We start from the raw sequence: 25,606 nt of genomic DNA on the forward strand, positions 1-25,606 counted from the left end.
GGGGACACCCCGCGAGCATGGCCTGATCGCGACCGCGGAGCGCCGCACGCGCACGGTCAGCTGCGGTCGGCGGGGTCGCGTTCGTGGTCGGAGAGGTCCTGCACGGAGCGGCCCAGCAGGCAGAACTCGTTGCCCTCCGGGTCGGCGAGCACCACCCAGCTGACGTCGTCGTCCTGCCCGATCTCGGTCCTCGTTGCGCCCAGCGCCAGCAGTCGCGTGAGCTCGTCCGCGGTCGACGAGCCGTCGGCCCGCACGTCGAGGTGCAACCGGTTCTTGACCGTCTTCGGCTCCGGTACCCGCATGATGTCGATCCCGGGCCAGCGGCCGTCGGCCGGACCGATCTCGACCAGCCCGACGTCCTCGTCGGTGTCCAGGACCCGCCAGCCCAGCACCTCGCACCAGAACTCGGCGACGTGGTCGGGGTCGATCGCGTCGAGGTGCAGGTTGGCGAGGCGGCTCGTCACGGTGTGCCTCCGGGCGTGCGGGCGACCGTCCGCGGCGATCTCAGTCTAGGTCCGCCGCGCACGTCGCCCGCATCTCGTGCGCGATTCTCCGTGCGTCGGGGCGAGGTGCTCACTATGTTGGCCATCTCGCCTTCCGCAGGAGGGCGAGGGGGGCCCGCATCTTCTGAGGGAGCCTGTCCCGGTGGCAGGCAGGAGGGTTGGGATGCCGATCGAATCCGACGGCCACAGCCGCGGGACCCCACGCCTCTACGAGTTGATCGAGGGTGCGCCGCGTGAGGGTCCGAGCCCCACGGTCTGGGCCTGGCCACAGATCATCGACCACCTCAAGGTCGCGAGCCAGCCGGTCCAGGGGCCCTGGCCGCCGCACCAGGATCCGCGGCCGGATCCCGACGCGGAGTCGCTCCCGTTCGCGGTCCCCGACACGCCGAGACCCGCGGCGTCCAGCGCCTCGTCGCGCCCCGAACCGGACCCTCGCCCTGACGGCGACACCTAGCCGCCCACGCCCTGCTGAGCCGCACCGGAGGAGGACCACGTGTACCCGTCGCGGTTCCGCTACGAGGCCCCCGCCTCGCTGGAGGAGGCCATCTCCCTGCTCCAGGAGGGCAACGGCCAGGCCAAGGTCCTCGCCGGCGGCCAGAGCCTGATCCCGATGCTCAAGCTGCGGTTCGCGGCACCCGAGATGCTCGTCGACATCAACAACATCCCCGGACTCGACCACCTGGTCGCGGACCCCGACGGCACGATCCGCATCGGAGCGCTCTGCCGCCACGAGCACATCGAACGGTCCGCGCTGATCGCCGAGCACCAGCCGACGGTCGCCGCCGCGGCACCGCTGATCGCCGATCCCATCGTGCGCACCCGCGGGACGTTCGTCGGGTCCGTCTGCCACGCCGACCCGCAGGGGGACTGGGCCGCGTGCATGATCGCCCTGGACGGCTCGATCGTCGCCGAGGGGCCGGACGGCCGACGGACGATCCCGGTCAGGGATTTCGTCAGGGGCCCGTTCACCAACGTGCTCGCACCGGACGAGATCGCGGTCGAGGCGGTGATCCCGCCGCCACGAGGACGAGCCCACGGCGGCTACCTCAAGCTCGAGCGCCGCATCGGCGACTTCGCCACGGCTGCGGTCGCGGTGGCGGTCGACCTCGACGGCCGGCAGGTCGGCCGGGCCGGTATCGGGCTGGTCGGTGTCGGGGGGCGGACGATCGATGCCCGTGAAGCCGCGGAGGCGTTGGTCGGTGGCCCGTTGAACGCCGAGGTGATCGCGAACGCCGCTGACCTGGCCGCCGGAGCGGCCCAGCCGCGCAGCGACCACCGGGGCAGCGCGTCCTACAAGCGTCACATCGTGCGGACCTTCACCGCACGGATCCTGTCGCAGATCGACCGTTCCCTCCAGGAGGCGGCCTGACCATGTCCAGCCTGTTCCGAGAGGTCGCACCGGTCGATCCCGACGGTCTGCCCGTCAGCCGTGTCACGATCACCGTCAACGGTGAGCCGCACACCGCCGACATCGAACCGCGCCTGCTGCTCGCCCACCTGCTGCGGCAGGGGCTGAAGCTGACCGGCACCCACACCGGGTGCGACACCACCAACTGCGGTGCCTGCACCGTGCTGTTCGACGGCCGACCCGTCAAGAGCTGCACCATGCTGGCGGTCCAGGCCAACGGGCACGAGGTCACCACGGTCGAAGGTCTCGCCTCGCCGAGCGGCCTGCACCCGATCCAGGAGGGCTTCAAGGACGAGCACGGGCTGCAGTGCGGCTTCTGCACCCCCGGGATGATGATGAGCGCCAAGGCGCTGCTGGACGAGAACCCGGCGCCGACCGAGGAGGACGTCCGCTGGGCCCTTGCTGGGAACCTGTGCCGCTGCACCGGCTACCAGAACATCGTCAAGGCGGTGTTGTGGGCCGCCGAGCAGCTACGAGGATCCGACGGGGACACCGAGCCTCAGGAGGCCGGGACCGAGGAGGCGAGCTGACGTGGCGATCGACGAGATCAAGATCGGCGGCCTGGGGGCACGCCAGCGCCGAGTGGAGGACAACCGCTTCATCCGCGGCAAGGGCAACTACGTCGACGACGTCGTGCTGCCCGGGATGCTCCACATGGAGATCCTGCGCAGCCCGCTCGCCCACGCCCGGATCCGTTCGATCGACGTGAGCAAGGCTTGGGACATGCCCGGCGTGAGGCTGGTCCTCACCGGGGACATGCTGGCTGCCCGCAACCTCGCCTGGATGCCGACCCTGTCCTACGACACGCAAGCGGTCCTCGCCACCGACAAGGTCCGCTTCCAGGGACAGGAGGTCGCCGCCGTCGTGGCCGACGACCCCTACGTCGCGAAGGATGCGTGCGAGGCGATCGTCGTCGACTACGAGCCGCTGCCGGCGATCGTCAACCCGACGCAGGCGATGGCGCCCGACGCGCCGCTGATCCGGGACGACAAGGTCAACCAGCCGGACAACAAGGTGTTCGACTGGGAGGTCGGCGACCGCGAGCGCACCGACCAGGCGTTCGCCGAGGCCGACCTCGTCTCGCGCATCGAGATGCACTACCCCCGGTCGCACCCCTCACCGATCGAGACCTGCGGGTCCATCGCGGACTTCGACCGCTCGACGGGCAAGCTCACCGTCTACATGACGACCCAGGCGCCCCACATCATCCGCGCTGCGGTGGCGATGGTCGCCGAACTGCCCGAGCACATGATCCGGATCATCTCTCCGGACCTCGGCGGTGGTTTCGGCAACAAGGTCCCGGTCTACCCCGGCTACGTGGTGTCGATCCTCGCGTCGATCCTCACCGAACGGCCGGTGAAGTGGATCGAGGACAAGACGGGCAACCTCATCTCCACCGGGTTCGGTCGGGACGTCTACCTCCAGGGGGAACTGGCGCTCCGCAACGACGGGAGGATCCTGGGTGTGCGGATGCACACCACCTCGGATCACGGCGCGTTCTTCTCCGATGCACAGCCGAGCAAGTTCAAGATCGGGCTCATGCACTCGGCGTTCGCCTGCTACGACATCCCGTCCGCGCACCTGACCGCGACCGGGGTCTACACCAACAAGGCTCCGGGTGGGGTGGCCTACCGCTGCTCGTTCCGCGTGACCGAGGCCATGTACTTCCAGGAGCGGATGGTCCACGCCGCAGCGGAGGACCTGGGCATCGACCAGGCGGAGTTCCGCCGACGCAACCTCGTCCGCGACGACGACTTCCCCCACCGCACCGCCTTCGGGTTCCTGACCGACTCGGGGCAGTACACCAAGTGTCTCGACCTGGGGCTCGAAGCGATCGACTACGAGGGGTTCCGGCGCGAACAGGCCGCCGCACGTGAGCAGGGGCGTCTGCTCGGCATCGGGATCTCGACGATGACCGAGCCGCTCGGGGCGGGCAACAGCCGTGAGTACGACATCCTCGGTATCAAGATGTTCGACGCGGCCGAGCTCCGGGTCCACATGACGGGCCGGGCCATCCTCCGCACCGGCGCGAAGACGCAGGGGCAGGGTCACGAGACCACCTGGGCGCAGATCGTCGCCCACGAGCTCGGGATCCCCGCCGCCGACGTCGTGGTCGAGGAGGGCGACACCGACACCGCACCCTTCGGGATGGGGACCTACGCGTCCCGCAGCACCCCGGTCGCCGGCGCTGCGGTGTCGATGGTCGCCCGCAAGATCCGCGCGAAGGCACGGCGGATCGCGGCCCACCTGCTGGAGGTGTCCGAGGAGGACATCGAGTGGGAGCTCGGCCGGTTCTACGTGCGCAGTGCCCCCGACCGTGGCGCGACCATCCAGGAATGTGCCATGGCCGCGTACAGCAACGTGCCGGACGGCATGGAGCCCGGTCTGGAGAACCACGCCTACTACGACCCGCCGAACCTGACCTGGCCGTTCGCGGCGTACATCGCGACGGTCGAGGTCGACCCGGAGACCGGTGTGTGGGACGTGCTGCGGGTGGTCGCCGTCGACGACTGCGGTGTGCGGATCAACCCGATGATCGTCGAGGGCCAGATCATGGGTGGGCTGACCGAGGCCTACGCCATGGCCAGCATGCAGTTCATCACCTTCGACGCCGACGGCAACTGCGTCGGATCCAACTACATGGACTACCTGCTGCCCACCTCGTGGGAGACCCCCGGGTTCGAGCTCCACGAGGTCGTCACCCCCTGTCCCCACCATCCGATCGGGGCCAAGGGCGTGGGGGAGTGCGCGACCGTCGGTGGTCCCGCGGCGTTCGTCAACGCCGTCCACGACGCACTGAAGGGCACCGGCGTGCGCAACATCGACATGCCGCTCCTGCCTGACCGCGTCCACCGTGCGATCACCACCGGCGCCGATGTCTCCGGTGCCCCACCCGTCGATGTGGACGCGCCATGAACGAGCTCCTGGACGGTTGGGCGGTGATGGAGCGCGCGATCGAGCTGTCCCGCAGGGGTGAGGCGTTCGCGCTCGCCACCGTCGTGTGGCGCACCGCACCGTCCTCCGGTCGCGACGGTGCCCGGGCCATCGTCACCGCGGGCGGCGAGGTGTACGGCTGGGTCGGCGGCGCGTGCGCCGAGCCCGTCCTGATCCGGGAAGCGCGCGAGGTCATCCGCAGCGGTCGGTCCCGGCTGCTGTGGCTCGGCCGACCCGCCGAGCTCGAGGAGGTCCACGTTCCCGACGGGGTGGTCGCGGTCCCCCTCGCCTGCCAGAGCGAGGGGGCCCTGCAGCTGTTCATCGAGCCAGCGCACACCGCCCCTCGGTTGGTGATCGTGGGCCGCTCACCCATGGTTGTCACGCTCACCCGCCTCGCCGAGGCGCTCGACTGGGACGTCCACGCCGTCGACGGGCCGGACCTCGCCGGCGACACCGTCACCCCGTCGTCCGTCGTCGTCGTGGCGACCCAGGGCCACGACGACGAGGGCGTGCTCGAACGGGTGCTCGCTGCGGGCCCGCAGTTCGTGGGCCTGGTCACCTCGCGGCGGCGTGGTGAGGCGGTCATCGGCTACCTCGCCGACCGTGGGATCGACCGCGAGCGGCTCGATGAGGTCCGGTTCCCGGTGGGGCTCGACCTCGGGCACACCTCGCATCGCGAGATCGCGGTCGCGGTCCTCGCCGAGCTGGTGCAGCTGCGAGCGGCCGGCGCGCTGTCCGGAGGCCGGGAGCCGGCCACGATCGCCGAGGTGGAGCAGGTCACGGACCCCGTGTGCGGGATGACGGTCGACGTCGGCCCGTCCACGCCGTCGTTCGAGCACAACGGCCGCACCTACCACTTCTGCTGTCCGGGGTGCCGCCAGGCGTTCTCGAAGGGTCCCGCCGGATACCTGGGTCAGGAGGCGCGATGAGGATCACCGACCGGATCGAGGTCCCCCAGCCGCCAGACGAAGTGTGGCGGTTCTTCGACGACATCCCCCAGGTGGCGGCCTGCCTGCCCGGCACGACCCTGAACGAGCAGGAGGGCGAGAACCGGTTCACCGGCGAGGTCGTGATCAGCGCTGGGCCCGTCCGGCTCGAGTTCGAGGGCGCCGCGGAGATCGTCGATCGTGACGAGGCGGCACGTACCCTCCAGGTGGAGGCGAGCGGCGCGGATCGCAAGGGGCGGGGTCAGGCGGCGCTGCTCCTCGACGCGGCTGTGTCACCCGGCGGGCCGGGGACGGTGGTCGACATCGCCCTCGACCTGACGCTGTCCGGTGCGGCCGCGCAGTACGGCCGGGGCATGGTGTCGGACGTCACCGCCGTGCTGCTCGAGGACTTCGCCGGCAACGTCCGGTCCCGGCTCGACGCCATCTCGCAGGGGCTCGATCCCGACACGGTCGCGACCGGGAAGCCCGCCAGCGGCTTCGCCTTCGTCCTGCGGGCGACGCGGCTCGCCCTGATGCGGGTGTTCCGCAGGTTCTTCCTGCCCTACCAGCCGCCGCCGAGCCGTTCGGCTGGTCCCGCGATGAGGAGGTGACGCGATGACGCTGTGGTGGATCGGCAACCTGATCCTGCTGGTCGTGATCGTCCCGGTGCTCGTGGCGCTGCTCAGCCGGCTGCTCGGCGCGCTCGAACGGATCCGGGCGGCGGCCGACGATGCCCTCGACGGTGGCGCAACGGTCGTCGGGGACCTGCGGACGACGCCGGACCTGCTGGCCGAGACCGACACGACGATCGAGGCCGTCGCCGATGGCGCCGTCCGCTACGCCGGCTCCGTCGCCAAGCTCCTCTGAGGAGGTGACCCCATGCCCGCAGCAGCCATCGTGACCCTGATCCTCGCGACGCTGATCATCGCAGCCGCAGCACTCGGGTTGATCCGCGTGATCCTGCACCTGGTGGCCATCCGTCGCTCGCTCGACGCGCTCGACGGCGGCGTCCAGGCGATCGTCACACGGACGAGCACCGTGCCGACGGTGCTGCCGTCGGTCAACGCGAGCCTCGCCCCTGTCCGCGACTTCGCCGCGTCGATCCCGGAGGAGTGACCATGGGCACCCTCGTCGCCGCCACCCCGACGGGCTGGATCATCGGCTACGGCATCGGTATCGCCGTCGTGCTCGTCGTGGTCGCGTTGGTCGTCCCGATCCTGCTGCTCGCGCGCTCGATCGGGCAGCAGGCGGGCCGCATCAACGACGGGCTCGCGCAGGCCGTGACCAACACCGCGGCGCTCACCGAGTTGGAGACGACCATCGCGTCGGCCAACACGATCACCGACGGGCTGCGGCGCGGACGCGTCCGGCTGGGAGGCTGACGATGACGCTGACATCCACCGAGGAAGCCCTGTGGTGGGGCGCGATCATCGCCGGCTTCGTGGTCGTCCTGGTGGTCGCCGGGCTGCTGACGGTCCTCGTCGTGCTCGTGCGCACCATCGACCAGCGGGTCGTCGCGATCCGTGAGACGCTGGCTGAAGCCGCCGAGAACACCTCCAACACCGCGTTGATCGAACGGACCGCCGCGGCGGTCGACGCCGTGCTCGCAGAGGGGCTGGAGCACCACCTGTTCCTCGGCCGTGTCCTCGCGAAGGTGCGCTCATGATGATCACGCTCACGGTCGTCGTCATCGTCCTGCTGATCGCGGGGCTGGCCACCTACCTCTGGATCCTCGGCGGGCAGCTCAGCCGGGTGGCCGACAACCTCGAGGAGTGCGCCGACCTGGTCTGGACGATCCACGAGCACGCCGACGTGATCGAGCCAGGCGTCGTCCGCATCAACCGCACGGCCGGGACGATCGCCGGGGCGCTGCCGTTGCTCTACGCCATGGCCGAAGGCATCGTGACCGGTGCGACCTACGAGCCGTCGTCCACCGCGGAGCCGTCCGTCGTCCGTCCGGCGTCGGGGGTCCGTCGCTCGCGGTTCCTGGAAGGCACCGGTTTCCGCCCCGGAGGCTGATGGGACCTCGGTCAGGCGTCCTCGGGTGAGGGCCGGTGCGGGTCGCGGGGCGGTCGACGATCGGTGGTCAGCGGTCCGGTGGTCGGTGCCTCGTAGGACCCGATCCACTCGTCACGCCAGGCATCGTCGTACCGCTCCTCGTTGCAGCTCGGCCGGTAGATCGCGATCAGCTCGCGGGCGATCTGCTCGCGGTGGGAGGGGAGCCCCCCCGGCACCTGGTAGGTGCAGATGTGCAACGCGTAGCGACCACCCGCACGCTCGATCCAACGGTCGGCACGCGGGTGACGGAACGGGAAGTGCTCGGCTGACAGGTCGTCGCTGTGTCCGACGTGGATCACCGCGTACTCCTGCGGGCGACCCTCCGGATCGTTGCGGCACAGGATCGCGTACACCGCGGCCACCGGAGGCGGCGTCCAGCCGGCCAGGACGCGCGGCCCCTCGAACGGGTAGCCGGCGAGGGAGCCGAGCCGGATCACGTGTCGCCCTCGAGGTCGGCGAGGTCGTCCTGCTCGCTGACCGTCTCGGCCCGCGTCACCGGCCAGACCGGCAGCCCCGCCCGCGTGACGGCCGCGGCGAACCGCTGGAGCGCGACGTCGACCGCCTCGTCCGAGCTGGCTGCCTCGACGACGATCTGGGCGCCGTAGGACGTCGCCCCGATGCCGCTGGCGATGCCCGCCAGCTCGGCGACCTCGTCGGCGAGCGCGAGCACCTCGTCGTGGGTCACCTCGCGGTCACCCTCCGCCACCAGCGACACGCTGAACCTCATCATTCGCTCCTAGCGCAGGGTCGGCAGCACCTCGGCGAAACGCTCGAGGCTGCGTAGGTCATCAGCACCGAGCACCTCGTCGAGGTACGGCTCGGCGACCATCATCGCCAGCGTCGATGGTCGGTAGCGCGGCTCGTCGCCGCGTTGTGGCGTCAGCCACACGATGCGGTGGCACAGTCGTGACAGGCGTTCCAGCGCGGTGGCGAGCACCTCCGGGTCCCCCCGGTCGAGCCCGTCGGAGCAGATCACGACCACCGCGCCGCGGGCGAGGCCCTGCCGCGCCCACCGGCGCACGAACGTGTCGAGGCAGTCACCGATCCTCGTGCCGCCGTCCCAGTCGGACACCGCGATCGCGGCGCGAGCCATCGCGTCGTCGGGCCTGCGACGGTCGAGGTGCCGGGTGATCCGGGTCAGGCGGGTGCCGAAGCAGAACACCTCGACCTTCGTGGCGGCACGACGTGACGAGTACGCGAACTGGAGCAGGTTGCGGGAGTGATCGGACATCGAACCGGAGACGTCGAGGAGGATGACCAGCGGCCGCGTCCGCAGCTGACGCCGCACGTGCCGCAGCTGGTCGACGTCACCGTGCTGACCGATCGCCTCGCGCGCGGTGCGGCGCAGGTCGACACGGCGACCGCGCTTCGCGCCGACCATGCGGCGCGATCTGCGCCGAGGCGGTGTCAGCCGCATGCGCGAGATCATCCTCCGGACGGCGGCGAGCTCCTCGGGGGTGCAGCTGCCGAAGGACCGGTGCCGGTCGACCTCCACGGGTGAGGCGACCAGGCCGAGGGCCCGCTCCTGGTCGTCGCCGTCCTCGGAACGTTCGGCCTCGGGGTCGGGGAGCTCGAGCGTCGCGGACCGTTCGAGCGTCTGTCGGAGCTGGTGACGAGGGTCGCCGGGGTCGTCGAGCGCGGCATCCAGGAAGTACGTGCGGAAGATCCGGTCGTAGGTCGGGACCTGGTCGTGGCGGGGCACCAGGGTGCCTCGACCGGCCCAGTACACGTCGACGACGTCCGAGGGTTCGAGGACCGCGAGCCCCGCCGTGAACGTCATCACGTCATCGGTGCCCACCACCAACCCGGCATCACGCAACGCACCCGCGAACCCGACGAGGACGTCGATCAACCCGCCGTCGTCACCCGGCATCGCCAACGATCCTCTCGAGCTGCTGGTGGACCACCTCGAGGTCCTCCCGGTCCTTGACCGCCGCACCCAACGTGTCGCGTGCCACCTCGACGTCGAGGTGGCCGGCGCCGACCGTCTCCAGCGACTCGACCCAGTCGAGCGTCTCGGCGACGCCCGGAGGCTTGGCGAGGTCGAGCCCACGGAGGCGCTGGACGGCGGCCACGACCTTCGCGGTCAACTGCTCCGTCGCGTGCGGGAGCCGTCGTCGCACGATCTCGGTCTCGCGATCGGCGTCCGGGAACCCGATCCAGTGGTAGAGGCACCGGCGCTTGAGGGCGTCGTGGAGTTCGCGCGTGCGGTTCGAGGTCAGCACGACGATCGGCCGTGACGTCGCCGTCACCGTGCCGATCTCCGGGATGGTGATCTGGAAGTCCGACAGGAGTTCGAGCAGGAACGCCTCGAACTCGTCGTCGGCACGATCGATCTCGTCGATGAGCAGGACGCACTCCCCGCCCTCGCGGAGCGCCTCGAGCAGCGGGCGAGCGATCAGGAACCGTGGGCTGTAGAGCTGATCGAGTGCCTCGTCGTCCTCGAGCTGCGCCTGTGAGAGGAGGCGGATCTGGAGGATCTGACGGGCGTGATCCCAGTCGTAGAGCGCCTGGTGGGTATCGATGCCCTCGTGGCACTGCAGGCGGATGAGCCGACGCCCCGATGCCGCCGCGAGCGTCTTGGCGAGCTCGGTCTTGCCGACACCGACCTCGCCTTCGAGGAGCAACGGGCGACCGAGCGTCAGCGCGACGTAGGTGACGGTCGCCAGGCCACGGTCGGCGAGGTAGCCGTGCTCGGCGAGCAGCTCCGCGAGCTCGGCGACCGAGCCAGCGAGAGGGACGGGTCGGGTCACCCGGTGGGCTCCGATCGGATCGGGGCGCGATCAGCTGCCGTTGTCGGACCCCAGGACCAGGTCACGAACGGTGCCAGCGGAGGCGTCGTACTTGCCTTCGTGCTGCAGCCGTTCCCGCCACGCGGTGGTGAGGTCGGTGCTGTCGTCGCCGTAGCCGTCGAAGGTGACACCTTGCATGTTGCGGCACACCTTGGTGGGACTGCACTCCTCATCCAGCGCGACCGTGGGGTCCGTCTCGGACGCCCAGATGGTGCGAAGCACGCCCTTGGTCGCTTCACGATCGTTGCCCACGTCGGCCTCCCACACGGGTCTTCAGTATAGGAACGACCTCGTGACCGCGCAGCGGGCGTCACTGCCTCCCGCGCCGGGCTGCGATCGCCTCGGCGAGGATGGAGATGGCGATCTCGCCGGGCGTCTCGGCGCCGATGTCGACCCCTGCGGGGCCGTTGACCCGGCTGAGGTCGGTGATACCTCGGTAGGCCAGCCATCCCTCGCGCTGTTGCTGCATCCTGAGGGAGCCCAGGGCGCCGATGTAACCGACCGGGCTGTCCAGGGCGGCAGCCAGGACCCGGCTGCTCGCTTCGACGTCGTGTCCGATGATCACCGCACTGTCGATCGACGACAGGCCGGCCATCAGACCGATGGCGTCCTGCAGCTGCGGGGCGACGATCACCTGCCAGCCCAGCACAGGTGCGGCCGCCGCCAGCGCTTCGGCGATCGGTCCGCCGCTCGACACGACCAGGCGCGGGACCGGCCACAGCACGGTGACGAGGTCGTCACCCACGCTGGTCACCACCGAGGTGCCGGCCCGGAAGGTGGCTGCGATCTCGGCGGACGCCTCGTCGAGGTCTGCGGTGTCGTGCAGCGTCGTCGCGGTGATGTCGGAACCCGCGAGGGTGCTGACCAGGCAGACCGGTTCCCGCGCGAGCAGCAGCGGCCAGAGCCGGTCCGGAAGGTCGGACGCGGGCACCAGTGCGCACGCGACGTGACCGCCCTGGGGCAGACCGGCGACGGTCGCGTCGACGTCGTTCACGGTCAGGTCGATGATGCGGCCCGCCGACGGTCTGCCCTGTGCGACCTCCGACAGCTGCGCGTCCAGAGCCCCGCCGAGGAGCCCACCGACCCGCCCGCCACCGGGTGTGAGCGCCACCGCGTCCACGCCAGGATCGAACGTGAGGCCGTCGGAGCTCACCGGCCATGCCACGTCCACGCGGGTGCCTGCCCGCAAGCAAGCTGTCACGCTGAGCGCGAGGTTGTACATGTCGGCCAGGATACGGCCGGTCGCGGATGCGAGCTGACCCGCACTGCCGAGCTTGTGGCAGCGTCTCTGCTCGCCCACGACGACGGGTCAGGCCGGCGGCTCGACCACGCCGACGGCGGCCTCGATGGCGCGGCCGGCCTCGAAGCACCATGCGTCGTTCCACCGGTCGGCGTGGATCTGGACGCCGACCGGTACGCCGTCGGACGTCCCCGTGGGAACGGCCAAGGCGGGGAGCCCGAGCAGCGGCGCCGGTGTGACGAACTGCAGGAAGCGGGCGACGAACCCGATGCCGTGCTCCATGTCGGCACCCCCCACGAACGCCTGCTCGGGCCACACCGGACCGATCACCACCGGGGTGCGTTGGAACATCTCGGTCCACCGACGCATCAGACGCCGCCGCTCCGGGAGGAGGGCCCCTCGCGGGATCCGGTCGGGGTCGTAGTAGGTGACGTGGTCGAGCAGGACCTCGCGCAGACGCGGGGTGAGCAGCGACCCCATCGCCTCGACGAGGCCCGGGATGTCTTCCGACATGATCCGCATCCAGACCTCGTTCACGAGCGCGAGCTCCGGCAGCGTCACCTCCTCGAGCTCCCAGCCCGCCTCGGCCAAGGCTTCGGCGGCACGGCCGACCGCAGCCGCCACGGCCGGCTGGAGCGGGCCGTCGCTCCCGGTGGTCACCACACCGGCGACCCGATGAGCCGGCGAAGGCCGATCCAACGGGACGTCGACGGACCGCGGGTCGCTCGGGTCAGCCCCGTTCAGGATCGCCATCGCTGCGCTGACGTCGTCGACGCGGCGGCCCATCGGGCCGTCCGTCGCCATCAGCTGCTCGCTGAGGGGACCGTCGACAGGGGGGAGGGAGGAGGCCATCGGGACACGCCCCGTGGTGGGACGGAAGCCGACGATCCCACAGCAGAACGCCGGGTTGCGGAGGGAACCGCCGATGTCGTTGCCGAGCCCGAGCGGTGACATCCGGGCAGCGATCGCCGCGGCCTCGCCGCCGCTGGACCCGCCTGGGGTCCGAGACGGGTCCCACGGGTTCCGGGTGCGGCCGCGCAGCGGGTTGTCGGTGTCGAGACGCAACCCGAACTCAGGGAGGTTGGTGCGCAGGAACGGGATCGCTCCGGCGGCACGCATCCGTGTCACGATCGGGGCGTCCTCCTCGGGCATCGCGTCGGCGAGCGCCGGCAAGCCGTGGGTGGTCGGCGTTCCGGTCAGGTCGATGTTCTCCTTGACGCTGATCGGGACCCCGTGCAGCGGCCCCGTCGGTTCGGTCCGATCCGCGGCGTCCGCGGCCGCCAACGCCTCGTCGGCCAGGACGAGCGTGACCGCGTTCACCTCCGGGTCCACCGCCTCCGTTCTCGCCAGGAACGCCTCCACGATCTCGCGGCTGGTGACCTGGCGCTCGCGCACCAGCGACGCCAACTCGAGCGCTGGCAGGCCGATCAGTTCCGTCATGCTCGTCCTCCTCGGGTCGCGGCGAAGGCCTGCTCCGCGCTGCCTCAACCGCCGGTCACGTCACGCCTCGCGTGAGCCGATGTCGAGCCGCTCCGTCGGTGACGGAACCGGGCCATCGCGGCGCGACGGCCTCCAGCCCGGCCTCGGGACCGACGCCCGAAGGAGCTGCGTGTAGGGCTCGGCGGGGTGGTCGAGGACACGCTCGGTCGGGCCTTCCTCGACGACCTCCCCGTGGTGCATCACGAGCACACGGTCGGCGATCTGACGGATCACGGCGAGGTCGTGGGAGATGAACAGGTACGTGACGCCCGTCGCGCGTCGGATGTCGGACAGGAGGTTGAGGATCTGCGCCTGGATCGAGACATCCAGGCCTGAGACCGCCTCGTCCAGGACGATCGCGAGCGGTTCTGCCGCGAGCGCCCGCGCGATCGCGACCCGCTGCCGCTGCCCACCGGAGAGCTTGCGCGGTAGCGCTCGACCCTGGCGGTCGTCGAGGCCGACTTGTTCGAGCAACTCCTCGATGCGTGCGTTCGCATCGCCACGTCCGAGGCCGTGCAGCGCCAGCACCTCGGCGAGGCACGAGCGGGCTGACTGCCGCGGATCGAGCGAGGTGTAGGGGTCCTGGAAGACGAGCTGCAGTTCACGGCCACGACGCCGTCGTTCCGCTGCCTTCCGCGCGGGCTTCGACCGGTCGCGCCCGGCCACCTCCATGGTTCCCTGCGTTGGACGCTCCAAGCCGACGAGTAGCCGCGCGACCGTGCTCTTGCCCGACCCGGATCCACCGACGATCCCGACGCATTCGCCCGGTGCGACGTCGAAGGACACGTCCCGAACCGCATGGGTCTCGGGCCGCCCACGACCACGGGCCGGGAAGACCTTGTCGAGCCCTCGGACGGAGATGACGGAGGCTTCTGCGCTCACGGGACCCACCTCTGGATGGGCTGCAGGAGGCCGGCCAGATCGCCGTGCCGGTGGCAGCGCACGACGCCGTCGGCGAGGTGCTCGAGTGGGGGCCGCTCATCGTGGCACCGGGTCTCCGCATGCTCGCAACGCTCGCCGAACACGCAACCTGACCCCGCCTCGAAGGCGGAGACCGGGCGGCCGCTGACCGAGGGGAGCCGGTCGAGCCGACGTTCCAGCGGTGGGCGACATCGGATCAGGGCGGACGAGTAGGGGTGCGCCGGGTCGTCGTGGAGCGCGATGGCGGGACGACTCTCGAGCACCGAACCGGCGTAGAGCACCGTGATCCGTTGACAGACCGCGACGGCGATGTCGAGGTCGTGCGTGATGAAGACCAGCGAGAGCCCTCGCTCCTGCCGGAGGTCGTCCAGGATGGCCATGACCTCGGATTGGGTGGTGACGTCCAGGGCCGTGGTGGGCTCGTCGGCGAGCAGGAGTCGAGGCTCATGCATCAGTGCCGCGGCGATCATGACCCGCTGCAGCATGCCGCCCGACAGTTCGTGGGGGTACTGGTGCATCCGGACCTGTGGTTCGGAGATGCCGACGTCGTCGAGGAGGCGTGAGGCCCGGGCTGTCGCTTCGGAGCGCGGCACGCCGCTCTGGACCGAGGGTTCGATCAGGAACGAACCGATGCGATGGACCGGGTTGATGTGCGCCTGGGGGTCCTGGAAGATCATCGCGACGTCACGGGACCGGTACCGGCGCAGTTCCTCACGCCCGAGGGAGAGCACCTCGCGGTCACCACAGCGCACGGAGCCGGTGACGCTCGCTCCACGCGGAAGCAGTCGCAGCAAGGCGCGGGCGGTCATCGACTTGCCTGAGCCCGACTCGCCGACGAGACCCATCGCCTCACCCTCGGCGACCGAGAACGAGACGTCCTCCAGGACCCGTTTCGGCTGCCCGTCCACCCGGAGGTCGACCGTCAGGTCGGAGACGGTGAGGAGCGGCCCGGTCATGTTCCATCCCCTTCGGAGAGTCGATCGCCCACCACGGTCAAGGCGACGACCGAGGCGACGATGACCACCGCGGTGGCGATCGCCTGCCCGTAGGCGCCCCGGGCGATGGCGTCCCCGTCGTTGACCATCACGCCCCAGTCGGCCGTCGGCGGCTGCGTCCCGAGGCCGAGGAAGGACAAGGCAGCCAGGTCGACGATGGCGTAGGCGATCGCGATCGTGGCCTGGGCCACGATCAGGCGTGAGAGGTTCGGCAGGATGTGGCGGAGGTTGATCGCCCAGGCGCTGCAGCCTTGCACCTCGAGCGCGGCGACGTAGAGCTGCCGCCGCTCCCGCAGCGCAACGCTCCGGGTGATGCGGGCCGCGAACGGGATGTAGGCGACCCCGAGCGCGATGACCGCGGGCGCCAGACCCGGTCCGTACAGCGCCACCGCGAGGATCGCGATCAGCACGGCGGGGAAGGCGAACTGCAGGTCGAGCAGACGGCCGATGATCATGTCGATGCGACCACCGGTCCACGCCGCGGTCAGCGCCAACGGCACGCCGACCCCCAACGCGATGGCCACGACGATGACCGGACCCAGCAGGCTCGGGCGGACCCCATGGATCAGCCGGCTGAGGATGTCGCGGCCGCTGATGTCCGTGCCGAGCAGGTGCTGGAACGATGGGCCCTGGAGGGATTCGGACAACGTGCCGACGTTCGGGTCAGCAGGAGCCACCAGCGGCCCGATGACCGCGAGGACCATCAGGACCGCGAGCCACACGACGGCGGCGACCCCGATCAGCCCGAGCTGGCGCCGTCGGCTCGAGGCCGCACCACGGAGCCGGGCCATGCCGTACTCGAGGCTCGGCGTGCTCATCGGCGTCCCTCTCCGAGCCGGATGCGCGGATCCAGCCACGAGTAGATGAGGTCGACGACCGTGTTGGCCGTGATGATGGCGAACACGATGACGAGCACCACGGCCTGGACGACCGCGAAGTCGTTGGTGCTGACCCCGGACAGCAGCAGCCGCCCGAGGCCGCTCAGGTCGAAGGCCTGCTCGACCGCGACCGAGCCGACGATCAAGAACGGCACCTGCAGCCCTACGACCGTGACGACCGGGATCAAGGCGTTGCGCAGGATGTGTCGCCGGACGATGAGGGTCGTCGGCAGGCCGCGGACCTGCGCCGTCTGCACGTGCTCTCGCGCTGCTTCCTCTCGCATCGACGATCGCGTCACGCGGGCCAGCAGCGCCGAGGTGAGCAGCGCCAGGGAGATCGCCGGCAGCGTGAGGTGGTGGAGGCGCTCGAGGAACCCATGACCACCCCCGCGCACGGGGAACAGGCCCCAGTGGACCGCGAAGAAGGCGCGCAGCAGGACGGCGGCCACGAACGCCGGGATCGCGACGGCCACGGCCGAGGAAGCGGTGATGAGCTGGTCGGGCCAACCTCGGCGCAGGGCGGCCGTCGCGCCCGCTACGAGACCGAGGGTGACCGACAGGAGGGCGGCGTAGCCGATCAACACGAGCGTCGTCGGCAGTGCGCTCGCGAGCAACGAGGTGACGGGGGTGCGGGTGGCGATGGACATCCCGAAGTCGCCGCGGACGAGCCCACCGAGCCACCGCACGTACTGCACGAGGAGCGGATCGTCGAGGTGGTAGTGGGCGCGCAGCGCGAGCAACTGCTCCGGCGGGATCGTTCGTCGCCCGACGAGGAACTGCTCCGGGCTGCCTGGTGCGAGATGCAGACTGAGGAACACGATCAGCGTGGATGCGAGCATCACCAGGAGCAGAGCCAGCAACTGCCGCAGGACGTAGGAGCGCACGGCTGATCTCCCGGAGTGTGTTGCCCGGAGGACGGGCCGGCACGGTGCCGGCCCGTCCCAGAGGGCGTCAGCTGGCGCCCATGAGGTTGAGCCACGGGGTCTGCGTGTAGGTGAAGGTCTTCGGTGCACCCGTCAGACCGTCCGCCTGGAACAGTCGGATCTGCGGCGTGATCAGCGGGATCGTCGGCAGGTCGTCGTCCAGCTCGAGGAGGATCTCTGCCACCAGTTCGGATCGTGCTGCATCGTCGGTCTCGCCGAGGGCCCGCTCCAGCTTCTCCGTGATGGCGGGGTTGTCGTAGCCCGTGTAGTTCAGGACGCCGCCGGGGTACGCCACCTCGAAGAGCATGGACAGGGGGTCGACCACGCCGGTGAAGCCGATGCTGAACCACGCATCGATACCCTCGCGTGCGGCGGGATCGAAGAACAGCGCCGCGTACTGCTCGGGCGGCAAGGTCCGCAGCTCGGCGTTCAGACCGATCTCCCCAGCGGCCTGCTGGACCGACTCCGCGAACTGGATGCCCATCGGGTCGGTGGAGGGCGCCGACAGCACGATCGTGCCGTCGGGACTGCCGGCCTCCTCGACGAGCGCCTTCGCGGCGTCGATGTCACGTGGCCGAGACAAGGTGTCGTAGGCAGCACCGACCTTCGGGTCGTCACCGAACAGCGATGGTCCCGCCACGGCGTACAGCGGGACTGCCGAGCCGCCGTACAGCACGCTCGCCATCCCGTCACGGTCGACGGCGAGCGACAGCGCCTTGCGGACCTGCGGGTCTGCCAGCGGCGAATCGGGTCGGCGGTTGACGACGAGGGAGAAGTTCTGCAGCGACTGGCTCGCCGGACCGATGAACAACTCCCCGGCGTCGGTCGAGGCGAGCCGGTCGAGGGCGGCCGGCGGGATGTCCCAGCCCCCGTCGATCTGACCGGTGAGCATGCCGTCGGCGATGACCGCGGGGTCCTGGGGCCAGACGAACGTGGCACGTGCGATCCGCGGGGTCCGAGTCGTGTCCCAGTAGTCCTCGTAGGCGGTGAGTGTGACCTCGGACGTCGGGTCGTAGCTGTCGAGCATGTAGGGCCCCGTGCAGACCAGACCGCCCGCCGGCGTCCCGAAGGCGTCACCATCGGCGGTCGCTGCCGCCTTGTTGACCACGACGCCCGCCGCCGTGGCGAGCCCCTTGGCGAACAGAGCATCCGGACTGGTCAGCGTGAAGGTGATCTCGTCGTCCGCTGTCGCAGAGACGGCATCGAGGTAGCGGAAGACGTTGTCCACGGCGGAGAAGACGGTCCCGTCGAGCTGCCGCTCGACGGAGTAGACGACGTCCTCCGCGGTCAGGGGAGAGCCGTCGTGGAAGGTGATCCCCGGTCGAAGCTTGTACACGTACGTGAGGTCGTCGGGCTGGCTGACCTCGGCGGCGAGGTTCGGCACGATGGAGAAGTCGGGCTCCATCCGGACCAGGCCCTCACACACGTTCGCCGTGATCATCAACTCCGGATAGTCGCCGATCGCGACCGGGTCGAGTACGAGCGGCGGGCGGTAGAACGTGTACCAGGTCACCGCATCGAGCTCGCCGGTAGGAGCAGTGGTCCGGAAGTCGTCGCCGGAGTCGTCGGCGCCCCCGTCGGCCACATCGGTCGCGAGCGCCGGATCCGGATCGCCGGCGCTGCAGGCGGTCGCTCCGAGGGCGAGCACCATCAACGGCGGAAGTGCACGTGAGAACAGCATCATGAGCGTCTCCTCCCTTCCCCGTGCCACGCCCGCCGGTTCGGTTGCACGCCCGGCAGGCCACCTACGAGTCAGCCGTCAGCGCGAGCTCCCGTCCGGCGCGACCGAGTCGTGGTGTGCATTAAATGCACTTCTCCTCGCGCGCGTCAAGCTTTGTGTCATATATCGTGGTCAGGACGGCGCAACCCGGTCTGGGGTCGCGCTCTCGAACGCGGCTCGGGGGTCGCGACCAGGCCGTCTCGATCGATGCCGTCCCACGCGGTTCGGGTTTCGGATGTCGAGCTGTCGGCAGAGCCGGCCGGTGCGACGCACGGTGGTGAGTTCCGGCCTCGCGGTGGGGTGCTGCCGTGGGGTGCTCGTGCCTACCGCGCCGCGCGTCGGGACGGTGATCGGTCCCGCTCATCCGTGGGTTCCAGCCGCACGATGACCGACTTCGAGGTGGGCGTGTTGCTGCCCTCGGCGGTCGAGTCCAGCGGCACCAGCACGTTGGTCTCGGGGAAGTAGGCGGCGGCGCAGCCGCGGGCCGTCGGGTAGCTGACCACCCGGAACGACGGTGCCCGCCGCTCGACACCGTCGGACCATTCACCGACCAGGTCGACGTGCTGGCCGTCGGCCAGGTCGAGGTCGGTCAGGTCGTCGGGGTGCACGAACACGACCCGACGTCCCCCGCGGATGCCGCGGTAGCGGTCGTCCAGGCCGTAGATCGTGGTGTTGTACTGGTCGTGGCTGCGCACGGTCTGCAGCAGCAGGCAGCCCGGCGGGACCCGCAGCACCTCGAGATCGTTCACCGTGAACGCGGCGCGCCCGGTGGCCGTCGGCAGCCGGTCGGCGTCGCGTGCCGGGTGGGGGAGCAGGAACCCGCTGGGCATCCGGACGCGGCGGTCGAAGTTCTCGAAGCCCGGTACGACGCGGCTGACGTGGTCGCGGATGCTGGCGTAGTCGGCCTCGAAGCCGTCCCAGTCGAGCGCCGGCGTGTCGTCCCCGAGCGTGGCGCGCGCCATACCCGCGACGACCGCCACCTCGGAGCGCAGGTGCGGCGACGCGGGGTCGAGCGTGCCGCGGGACGCGTGCACGGCGCCCATCGAGTCCTCGACCGACACCAGCTGTTCCCCGGTGGCCTGCACGTCGCGCTCGGTGCGCCCGAGCACCGGCAGGATGATCGCGGTCTCCCCCGTCATCAGGTGGGACCGGTTGAGCTTGGTCGAGATCTGGACCGTCAACGCCGCGTTGGACAGCGCAGCCTCGGTCGCAGCCGTGTCGGGCGACGCGGACACGAAGTTGCCGCCCATGGCGACGAACACCTCGGCGTTGCCGTCGCGCAACGCCCGGATGGCCTCGACCACGTCGGTGCCGTGGTCACGCGGGGGCTCGAACCCGAACTCGTCCCGCAACGCGTCGAGGAACGCCGCCGGGGGCTTCTCGTTGATGCCCATCGTGCGGTCGCCCTGCACGTTGGAGTGGCCACGGACCGGGCAGACACCGGTACCGGGACGTCCGAGGTTCCCGCGCAGCAGCAGGAAGTTGACGACCTCGCGGATGGTGGCGACCGAGTTGCGGTGCTGCGTGAGCCCCATGGCCCAGCACACCACGATGCGGTCCGCCTCCAGGACGTCGGCGACGAGGCCCGCAACCTCGTCGCGGGTCAGCCCCGTCGCGGCATCGACGTCGTCCCGATCGAGGTGGCGCAGGGCGTCCGCGAACGCCTCGAACCCGGTCGTGCGATCGCGGATGAAGTCGTGATCCAGCACCGTGCCCGGTGCGTCCGCTTCCGCCTGCAGCAACGCCGCGTTCACCGCCTGGAACAGCGCGAGGTCACCGTTCACCCGTACCTGCAGGTACCGGTCGGACAGCGGCGTGCCTTTGCCAACGAGGCCGCTGACGGTCTGCGGGTCGTCGAAGTGCAGCAGTCCGGCCTCGGGCAGCGGGTTGACCGCGACGATCCGCGCACCGCGTTCCTTGGCGTGGCGCAGGGCGGTCAGCATGCGCGGGTGGTTGGTGCCGGGGTTCTGCCCGACGACGAGGATGAGGTCGGCGTCCTGCAGGTCCTCCAGCCGGACCGACCCCTTGCCCACCCCCAAGGTCTCGGTCAGCGCGGTGCCGCTGGACTCGTGACACAGGTTCGAGCAGTCGGGCAGGTTGTTGGTCCCGAACGCCCGGACGAACAGCTGGTAGGCGAACGCGGCCTCGTTGCTGGTACGACCCGATGTGTAGAAGATCGCGCGGTCGGGGGAGTCGAGCGAGCGCAGGTGGTCACCGACCAGGGTGAACGCGTCGTCCCACCCGATCGGCTCGTAGCGGTCCGCGCCAGGTCGCTTGACCACCGGTTCGGTCAGCCGCCCCCGCTGAGACAGCTCGTGCTCGGTCCAGGTCCGCAGCTCGCTGATCGGGTGCTGCGCGAAGAACGCGGCGTCGACGCGCCGGCGGGTCGCCTCCTCGGCGACCGCCTTGACGCCGTTCTCGCAGAACTCGGCCAACCGGCGCTCGGCGGGCTCGGGCCAGGCACACCCGGGGCAGTCGAACCCGTGCGCCTGGTTCACCTTGCGCAGCGTCGCGACGCTGCGGACCGGCCCCATCTGCTGGTTGGCGTGCTTGAGGCTGGCGAGCACGCCTGGGATCCCGGCGGCGCGCCGCTTCGGCGCCCCGACCTCGAGCTCCGGCTCCGGCGCCGGCTGCTCCGCCACGGTCCGTTCGCTCACGACACGACCTCCGCTGCTACCGGCGCGCAGCGTAGGGCACGCCCGGGCCGAGGATCGCCGACAGCGGCGTGCATCGAGGTCCCCGGCATCCTCGGTTCGTGGTTCACCGGGGGACGCGGTAGGCGGAGGGTGGCGTGCCGTAGCGTGCCCGGAAGGCCCGTGACAGCCACGACGCGTCCGTGACGCCCCAGCGCGCCGCGATCCAGGTGACGGTGCAGTCGGCGAGTGCCGGGTCGTCGAGGTCGCGGCGCACGGCGTCGAGGCGCAGCTCACGAACCAGTCCGGCGACGCCGAGCTCCTCGTCCTCGAACAGTCGCTGGAGTGACCGGGTGGACACGAGCAGCGCGCGGGCGATGCGCTCGGTCGACAGGTCGGGGTCGTGCAGGTGCTGCCGGATCCAGGCGACGACCTGGTGGCGCAGGTCATCGTGGTCGAGGTCGCCGACGCGAGGTTGGTGCTCGGCCACGGCACCAGCCAGCAAGGCGACGCCGGCCTCACCGAGCCGCAGGGAGGTCGCCTTCGAGTCGGTGTGGGTCCGGAAGGCCTCGCGGAGGAAGGTGTGGAGCAGTTGGCCGGCACCTCGGGTGTCGTGGACGACTGACATGACCTGGCGAACGGTCCGGTCGGGCAGACCCAGTGACGCGCGTGGAACCGTCATGACCAGACACGACCAGGCGGGCTGGAGCGTGATCGTGTAGGGCCGCCCGGTGTCGTAGAGGGCGAAGTCGCCTGGTCCGAGCGCGATGTGGGTCCCGTCCTGTTCCACGACGGCCTCGCCGGTGGTCATCAGGCAGACCTTGAGGAGGTCGAGGGGTTCTCGGCGGGCCGTCACCGGTGTGCGCCGGACCTGTTGGGGGGATCCCGTGACCCGGTGGACCCCGACCTCGCCGAGGGTGTTGTCGGCGAGCGTGCCGATCACCTCCACCTGGTCCACCGCGACGCACTCGAGGCCGGCGAACCTCGTCGCGAGTTGGTGGCGCCACAGGTCCGACGCCGGCACGAGGGCGGTAGCCGCTGCATCCATGGGTCCTCCTCCCGGCAGACCCCGTTCCGACTGTCCGTTCAGTCAACCATACGCGCTGGGACAACCGGTGTGGCGCAGATCGACAAGCGGTCCTCCCGTGGTTGCGGGAGCTTCCGAGGTGGGAGAAGCCTTCGACGGATGGGAGCAGACGTGAAGCACGTCCATGAGCAGCTGTACATCGGCGGCCGCTGGGAGCAGCCCCGGGGCGCCGGCACGATCGACGTCGTGGAGGCCAGCACCGAGGAGGTCATCGGCCAGGTGCCTGAGGCCTCGACCGCCGACCTCGACACGGCCGTGGCGCGCGCTCGCGCCGCGATGCAGGACCCGGACGGCTGGGGCGGGTGGAGCGTCGAGGAGCGTGCCGCCCTGCTGGACCGTTTCGCCGCCGTCATGGCGGAGCGTGGTGAAGAGTTCGCCCAGCTCGTCAGCAGGCAGAACGGGATGCCCATCGGCACCGCTCGCGCAGCCGAGACCGGCTACCCCGCCGGTCTGCTGCAGATGTACGCCGCGATGATCCGCGGCCAGGAGGTCGAGGACGAGCGCGCGGGCGCCTTCGGGGGCACCGTCCACGTCCGCCGCAAGCCGGTGGGCGTCGTGGGCGCCATCGTGCCGTGGAACTACCCCCAGACGTTGCTGTTCTTCAAGCTCGCGCCGGCCCTCGCCGCTGGCTGCACGGTCGTCGTCAAGCCGTCCCCGGAGACCGTGCTGGACACCTTCCTCCTCGCCCAGGTGCTCGAGTCGCTCGGGATGCCCGCGGGCGTGGTGAGCATCCTGCCGGGCGGGCGGGACCTGGGCCGTGCCCTGGTCGAGCACCCGGGCATCGACAAGATCGCGTTCACCGGCTCCACCGCCGCGGGGCGTCAGATCGCGGAGACCTGTGGCCGGCTCCTGCGGCCGGTCACGCTCGAGCTCGGTGGGAAGTCGGCAGCCATCGTGCTCGACGACGCCGACCTGTCCTCCAACATCGAGTCGCTGTTCGCGGCGACGATGATGAACAACGGCCAGACCTGCTTCCTCGGCACCCGCGTGCTGGCACCGCAGGCTCGTTACGACGAGGTCGTGGACACGCTCACGGACATGGCGTCCTCCGCGGTCATCGGCGACCCGCTCGACGAAGCGACGATGATCGGCCCGATGGCCAGCGCCACGCATCGCGAGCGGGTCGAGAACTACATCGGCATCGGCAAGAAGGAGGGCGCGCGGATGACCACGGGGGGCGGCCGGCCGGCGGCGCGACCCCACGGGTGGTTCGTCGAACCCACGATCTTCGCCGACGTCGACAACCACGCGACGATCTCCCGCGAGGAGATCTTCGGTCCCGTCCTGTCGGTGATCGCCTACGGCGACGTCGACCAGGCCGTCCGCATCGCCAACGACTCCGACTACGGGTTGGGCGGCACGGTGTGGACCCAGGACCTCGAGCGCGGGCTCGAGGTGGCGCGTCGGGTCGAGACGGGCTCGATCGGCGTCAACACCTACCTGCCGGATCCGGTGGCGCCCTTCGGCGGCGTCAAGGACAGTGGGATCGGGCGCGAGCTCGGCGCAGAGGGTCTGGCCAACTACCAGGTCCAGACCTCGATCTACCTGCCAGGCAAGGAGGTCTGATCATGACGAACTACGACTACATCGTCGTCGGCGCCGGGTCTGCCGGCTCGGTGGTGGCATCCCGCCTGTCCGAGCGGTCCGACGTCCGGGTGCTCCTGCTGGAGGCCGGTTCGGCCGACACACGCGAAACGATCCCGGTACCGGCGGCGTGGCCGGCCCACTGGGCCACGGAGGTCGACTGGGACATCGAGCTGGAGCCGCAGGAAGCTCTCGACGGGGCCGTGTTCAGCTGGCCGCGCGGGAAGGTCCTCGGTGGCAGCAGCTCGATCAACGCGATGGTGCACCTCCGCGGCCACCGTACGAACTACGACGGATGGGCCGCCGCGGGTAACGCCGGCTGGTCCTACAACGACCTGCTTCCGCTGTTCAAGCGGATGGAGACGGCACGAGGCGGGGACCCGCAGTACCGCGGCTTCGACGGCCCCCTGCGGGTCGGACCGGCTGTGGATGTCCACCCGCTGGCGGCGGCCTTCGTGGACGCGGCCAGGAACGTCGGCCACCACGTCACCGACGACTTCAACGGTGCGGACCAGACAGGCGCCGGGCTGCACGACCTGACGATCCACGACGGGGTGCGCCAGAGTGCCGCCGTCGCCTACCTGCATCCCCACACGGACCGCCCCAACCTCGAGATCCGCACCGATGCCCACGTCCTGCGGCTGACCTTCGACGGTCGACGCTGCACCGGCGTCGAGGTGGCCGGTCCGGACGGGAGCTCCGAGACGTTGCGCGCCGACGCTGAGGTCGTGGTCTCCTGTGGTGCGATCGGCAGCCCACACCTGCTGCAACGGTCAGGGGTGGGGCCTGCCGACCTGTTGCGGTCCCTCGGCGTGGACGTGGTCCACGACCTCCCCGGCGTCGGCGAGAACCTCCACGACCACCCGATGTCCGGCGTGATCTACGAGGCGGCCCGCCAGATCCCGGTCGCCAGCTCGAACCACGCCGAGGCCTCGTACCTCGGGTGGGTCGACGAGTCGGTCGCCGAGCCCGACCTGCAACTGATGTTCATCACCGTCCCGTTCCACCCGCCAACGGTCAGCGCACCGGAGAACAGCTACACGATCGGCGTCGCCGTGGCGAGCCCCGCCAGCCGCGGCCACGTGCGCCTGCGTTCCGCTGATCCGGGCACCCCTCCGATCGTCGACCCGCGCTACCTCACCGAGGACCGTGACGTCACGCGCATGATCGCCGGGCTGCGCCTGGCCCGGGAGATCGGCGAGGACGCAGCCTTCGGCGGCTGGCGCAAGGCAGAGGCCCTGCCGGGCCCGGACCTGACCGACGACGCCCTGAGGGCCTACCTGCGGCAGGGCACCGGGCAGTACTACCACCCGGTCGGGACGTGCGCGATGGGAGTCGGTGGCGACAGCGTCGTCGACCCGCAGCTGCGGGTGCGGGGCATCGACGGGCTGCGGGTCGCTGACGCGTCGATCATGCCCAGCATCGTCTCCGTGAACACCAACCCGGCAGCACTCGTGATCGGCGAGAAGGCGGCGGACCTGCTCCTCGCCTGACGCCGGAGCGCCGTGCACCGGACGATCGGTGC

Annotated in this window: 28 protein-coding genes; 13 read left to right on the forward strand and 15 right to left on the reverse strand. The window is 70.5% G+C overall.

What is annotated here, in order from left to right:
* Nucleotides 1–56 precede the first annotated feature (56 nt).
* On the reverse strand, nt 57–464 hold the full coding sequence (locus tag NITAL_RS23535; protein ID WP_052668713.1) for a VOC family protein: 408 nt from the start codon (nt 462–464) through the stop codon (nt 57–59).
* Between the two features lie 202 nt (nt 465–666).
* Between NITAL_RS23535 and NITAL_RS27605 the strand changes: the two genes are divergently transcribed.
* Genes NITAL_RS27605 through NITAL_RS23590 form a run of 11 tightly spaced genes read left to right on the forward strand, consistent with a single transcriptional unit; the run spans nt 667 to nt 7,790 of the window.
* Nucleotides 667–957, forward strand: coding sequence for a hypothetical protein (locus NITAL_RS27605; protein ID WP_052668714.1), 291 nt, complete (start codon nt 667–669; stop codon nt 955–957).
* A 39-nt stretch (nt 958–996) separates the two neighbouring features.
* On the forward strand, nt 997–1,872 hold the full coding sequence (locus NITAL_RS23545) for an FAD binding domain-containing protein (protein ID WP_052668715.1): 876 nt from the start codon (nt 997–999) through the stop codon (nt 1,870–1,872).
* 2 nt (nt 1,873–1,874) lie between these two features.
* Nucleotides 1,875–2,441: a (2Fe-2S)-binding protein gene (locus NITAL_RS23550; protein ID WP_052668716.1), complete on the forward strand. Its 567-nt coding sequence runs from the start codon at nt 1,875–1,877 to the stop codon at nt 2,439–2,441.
* 1 nt (nt 2,442) lies between these two features.
* Nucleotides 2,443–4,827, forward strand: a complete 2,385-nt coding sequence (locus NITAL_RS23555) for an aerobic carbon-monoxide dehydrogenase large subunit (protein WP_052668717.1) — start codon at nt 2,443–2,445, stop codon at nt 4,825–4,827.
* Entirely contained in the window at nt 4,824–5,774 is a 951-nt protein-coding gene (locus NITAL_RS23560; protein WP_052668718.1) for an XdhC family protein, read from the forward strand. Before NITAL_RS23555 ends, NITAL_RS23560 begins: the two co-directional genes overlap by 4 nt.
* A complete protein-coding gene (locus NITAL_RS23565; RefSeq protein ID WP_052668719.1) occupies nt 5,771–6,382 on the forward strand; it encodes an SRPBCC family protein in 612 nt (203 codons plus the stop codon). Before NITAL_RS23560 ends, NITAL_RS23565 begins: the two co-directional genes overlap by 4 nt.
* Nucleotides 6,383–6,386: 4 nt before the next feature.
* A complete protein-coding gene (locus NITAL_RS23570; RefSeq protein ID WP_052668720.1) occupies nt 6,387–6,638 on the forward strand; it encodes a hypothetical protein in 252 nt (83 codons plus the stop codon).
* A 12-nt stretch (nt 6,639–6,650) separates the two neighbouring features.
* Nucleotides 6,651–6,887: a hypothetical protein gene (locus NITAL_RS23575; protein WP_052668721.1), complete on the forward strand. Its 237-nt coding sequence runs from the start codon at nt 6,651–6,653 to the stop codon at nt 6,885–6,887.
* Nucleotides 6,888–6,889: 2 nt separating this feature from the next.
* On the forward strand, nt 6,890–7,153 hold the full coding sequence (locus NITAL_RS23580) for a hypothetical protein (protein ID WP_083441946.1): 264 nt from the start codon (nt 6,890–6,892) through the stop codon (nt 7,151–7,153).
* Nucleotides 7,154–7,155: 2 nt separating this feature from the next.
* Entirely contained in the window at nt 7,156–7,437 is a 282-nt protein-coding gene (locus NITAL_RS23585) for a hypothetical protein (protein WP_211262640.1), read from the forward strand.
* Nucleotides 7,434–7,790 (forward strand): hypothetical protein, encoded by a 357-nt coding sequence (locus tag NITAL_RS23590; protein ID WP_211262641.1) that lies wholly within the window; start codon nt 7,434–7,436, stop codon nt 7,788–7,790. The genes NITAL_RS23585 and NITAL_RS23590 overlap by 4 nt, the downstream gene beginning before the upstream one ends.
* A gap of 11 nt (nt 7,791–7,801) precedes the next feature.
* Here NITAL_RS23590 and NITAL_RS23595 read toward each other — a convergent pair whose 3' ends face one another.
* From NITAL_RS23595 to NITAL_RS23660, 14 genes are all read right to left on the reverse strand, one after another.
* The gene (locus NITAL_RS23595; RefSeq protein WP_052668723.1) at nt 7,802–8,266 is read right to left on the reverse strand and encodes a hypothetical protein; all 465 of its coding nucleotides are present in this window, start codon (nt 8,264–8,266) and stop codon (nt 7,802–7,804) included.
* On the reverse strand, nt 8,263–8,556 hold the full coding sequence (locus tag NITAL_RS23600) for a hypothetical protein (protein WP_052668724.1): 294 nt from the start codon (nt 8,554–8,556) through the stop codon (nt 8,263–8,265). Before NITAL_RS23600 ends, NITAL_RS23595 begins: the two co-directional genes overlap by 4 nt.
* Before the next feature lie 9 nt (nt 8,557–8,565).
* Nucleotides 8,566–9,702, reverse strand: a complete 1,137-nt coding sequence (locus tag NITAL_RS23605; protein WP_052668725.1) for a vWA domain-containing protein — start codon at nt 9,700–9,702, stop codon at nt 8,566–8,568.
* Entirely contained in the window at nt 9,692–10,582 is an 891-nt protein-coding gene (locus NITAL_RS23610; protein WP_052668726.1) for an AAA family ATPase, read from the reverse strand. Before NITAL_RS23610 ends, NITAL_RS23605 begins: the two co-directional genes overlap by 11 nt.
* Nucleotides 10,583–10,612: 30 nt before the next feature.
* Nucleotides 10,613–10,873 (reverse strand): hypothetical protein, encoded by a 261-nt coding sequence (locus NITAL_RS23615; RefSeq protein WP_157042054.1) that lies wholly within the window; start codon nt 10,871–10,873, stop codon nt 10,613–10,615.
* A gap of 58 nt (nt 10,874–10,931) precedes the next feature.
* Complete coding sequence (locus NITAL_RS23620) at nt 10,932–11,843, reverse strand: XdhC family protein (protein WP_157042055.1); 912 nt, start codon at nt 11,841–11,843, stop codon at nt 10,932–10,934.
* An 87-nt stretch (nt 11,844–11,930) separates the two neighbouring features.
* Complete coding sequence (locus NITAL_RS23625) at nt 11,931–13,301, reverse strand: amidase (protein ID WP_052668729.1); 1,371 nt, start codon at nt 13,299–13,301, stop codon at nt 11,931–11,933.
* Between the two features lie 60 nt (nt 13,302–13,361).
* Nucleotides 13,362–14,222, reverse strand: coding sequence for an ABC transporter ATP-binding protein (locus NITAL_RS23630; RefSeq protein WP_052668730.1), 861 nt, complete (start codon nt 14,220–14,222; stop codon nt 13,362–13,364).
* Complete coding sequence (locus NITAL_RS23635) at nt 14,219–15,217, reverse strand: ABC transporter ATP-binding protein (RefSeq protein WP_052668731.1); 999 nt, start codon at nt 15,215–15,217, stop codon at nt 14,219–14,221. The genes NITAL_RS23630 and NITAL_RS23635 overlap by 4 nt, the downstream gene beginning before the upstream one ends.
* Entirely contained in the window at nt 15,214–16,074 is an 861-nt protein-coding gene (locus NITAL_RS23640; RefSeq protein ID WP_211262642.1) for an ABC transporter permease, read from the reverse strand. Before NITAL_RS23640 ends, NITAL_RS23635 begins: the two co-directional genes overlap by 4 nt.
* Nucleotides 16,071–17,018 carry an ABC transporter permease gene (locus NITAL_RS23645; protein ID WP_211262643.1) on the reverse strand — a complete coding sequence of 316 codons (948 nt, stop codon included), beginning with the start codon at nt 17,016–17,018 and terminating at the stop codon, nt 16,071–16,073. Before NITAL_RS23645 ends, NITAL_RS23640 begins: the two co-directional genes overlap by 4 nt.
* 67 nt (nt 17,019–17,085) lie before the next feature.
* A complete protein-coding gene (locus NITAL_RS23650) occupies nt 17,086–18,741 on the reverse strand; it encodes an ABC transporter substrate-binding protein (protein ID WP_052668732.1) in 1,656 nt (551 codons plus the stop codon).
* A 359-nt stretch (nt 18,742–19,100) separates the two neighbouring features.
* Nucleotides 19,101–21,434 carry an FdhF/YdeP family oxidoreductase gene (locus NITAL_RS23655; protein WP_052668733.1) on the reverse strand — a complete coding sequence of 778 codons (2,334 nt, stop codon included), beginning with the start codon at nt 21,432–21,434 and terminating at the stop codon, nt 19,101–19,103.
* Nucleotides 21,435–21,537: 103 nt separating this feature from the next.
* Nucleotides 21,538–22,458, reverse strand: coding sequence for an AraC-like ligand-binding domain-containing protein (locus tag NITAL_RS23660; RefSeq protein WP_052668734.1), 921 nt, complete (start codon nt 22,456–22,458; stop codon nt 21,538–21,540).
* 150 nt (nt 22,459–22,608) lie between these two features.
* Between NITAL_RS23660 and NITAL_RS23665 the strand changes: the two genes are divergently transcribed.
* Together NITAL_RS23665 and NITAL_RS23670 are read left to right on the forward strand one after the other, a co-directional pair.
* Nucleotides 22,609–24,063 carry an aldehyde dehydrogenase gene (locus tag NITAL_RS23665; protein WP_211262644.1) on the forward strand — a complete coding sequence of 485 codons (1,455 nt, stop codon included), beginning with the start codon at nt 22,609–22,611 and terminating at the stop codon, nt 24,061–24,063.
* Nucleotides 24,064–24,065: 2 nt separating this feature from the next.
* Nucleotides 24,066–25,574, forward strand: a complete 1,509-nt coding sequence (locus NITAL_RS23670; RefSeq protein WP_052668736.1) for a GMC family oxidoreductase — start codon at nt 24,066–24,068, stop codon at nt 25,572–25,574.
* The last annotated feature ends 32 nt before the right edge of the window (nt 25,575–25,606 follow it).

It is taken from the genome of Nitriliruptor alkaliphilus DSM 45188 (assembly GCF_000969705.1).
Lineage (GTDB): Bacteria > Actinomycetota > Nitriliruptoria > Nitriliruptorales > Nitriliruptoraceae > Nitriliruptor > Nitriliruptor alkaliphilus.

Excerpts from the sequence above, each read along its gene's own strand:
- NITAL_RS23605 (WP_052668725.1), bottom strand. The coding sequence starts at position 9,702 with ATGCCGGGTGACGACGGCGGGTTGATCGACGTCCTCGTCGGGTTCGCG.
- NITAL_RS23550 (WP_052668716.1), top strand. The coding sequence starts at position 1,875 with ATGTCCAGCCTGTTCCGAGAGGTCGCACCGGTCGATCCCGACGGTCTG.
- NITAL_RS23640 (WP_211262642.1), bottom strand. The coding sequence starts at position 16,074 with ATGAGCACGCCGAGCCTCGAGTACGGCATGGCCCGGCTCCGTGGTGCG.
- NITAL_RS27605 (WP_052668714.1), top strand. The coding sequence starts at position 667 with ATGCCGATCGAATCCGACGGCCACAGCCGCGGGACCCCACGCCTCTAC.
- NITAL_RS23585 (WP_211262640.1), top strand. The coding sequence starts at position 7,156 with ATGACGCTGACATCCACCGAGGAAGCCCTGTGGTGGGGCGCGATCATC.
- NITAL_RS23580 (WP_083441946.1), top strand. The coding sequence starts at position 6,890 with ATGGGCACCCTCGTCGCCGCCACCCCGACGGGCTGGATCATCGGCTAC.
- NITAL_RS23660 (WP_052668734.1), bottom strand. The coding sequence starts at position 22,458 with ATGGATGCAGCGGCTACCGCCCTCGTGCCGGCGTCGGACCTGTGGCGC.
- NITAL_RS23570 (WP_052668720.1), top strand. The coding sequence starts at position 6,387 with ATGACGCTGTGGTGGATCGGCAACCTGATCCTGCTGGTCGTGATCGTC.
- NITAL_RS23650 (WP_052668732.1), bottom strand. The coding sequence starts at position 18,741 with ATGATGCTGTTCTCACGTGCACTTCCGCCGTTGATGGTGCTCGCCCTC.
- NITAL_RS23635 (WP_052668731.1), bottom strand. The coding sequence starts at position 15,217 with ATGACCGGGCCGCTCCTCACCGTCTCCGACCTGACGGTCGACCTCCGG.
- NITAL_RS23620 (WP_157042055.1), bottom strand. The coding sequence starts at position 11,843 with ATGTACAACCTCGCGCTCAGCGTGACAGCTTGCTTGCGGGCAGGCACC.
- NITAL_RS23670 (WP_052668736.1), top strand. The coding sequence starts at position 24,066 with ATGACGAACTACGACTACATCGTCGTCGGCGCCGGGTCTGCCGGCTCG.
- NITAL_RS23625 (WP_052668729.1), bottom strand. The coding sequence starts at position 13,301 with ATGACGGAACTGATCGGCCTGCCAGCGCTCGAGTTGGCGTCGCTGGTG.
- NITAL_RS23575 (WP_052668721.1), top strand. The coding sequence starts at position 6,651 with ATGCCCGCAGCAGCCATCGTGACCCTGATCCTCGCGACGCTGATCATC.
- NITAL_RS23590 (WP_211262641.1), top strand. The coding sequence starts at position 7,434 with ATGATGATCACGCTCACGGTCGTCGTCATCGTCCTGCTGATCGCGGGG.
- NITAL_RS23565 (WP_052668719.1), top strand. The coding sequence starts at position 5,771 with ATGAGGATCACCGACCGGATCGAGGTCCCCCAGCCGCCAGACGAAGTG.
- NITAL_RS23560 (WP_052668718.1), top strand. The coding sequence starts at position 4,824 with ATGAACGAGCTCCTGGACGGTTGGGCGGTGATGGAGCGCGCGATCGAG.
- NITAL_RS23600 (WP_052668724.1), bottom strand. The coding sequence starts at position 8,556 with ATGAGGTTCAGCGTGTCGCTGGTGGCGGAGGGTGACCGCGAGGTGACC.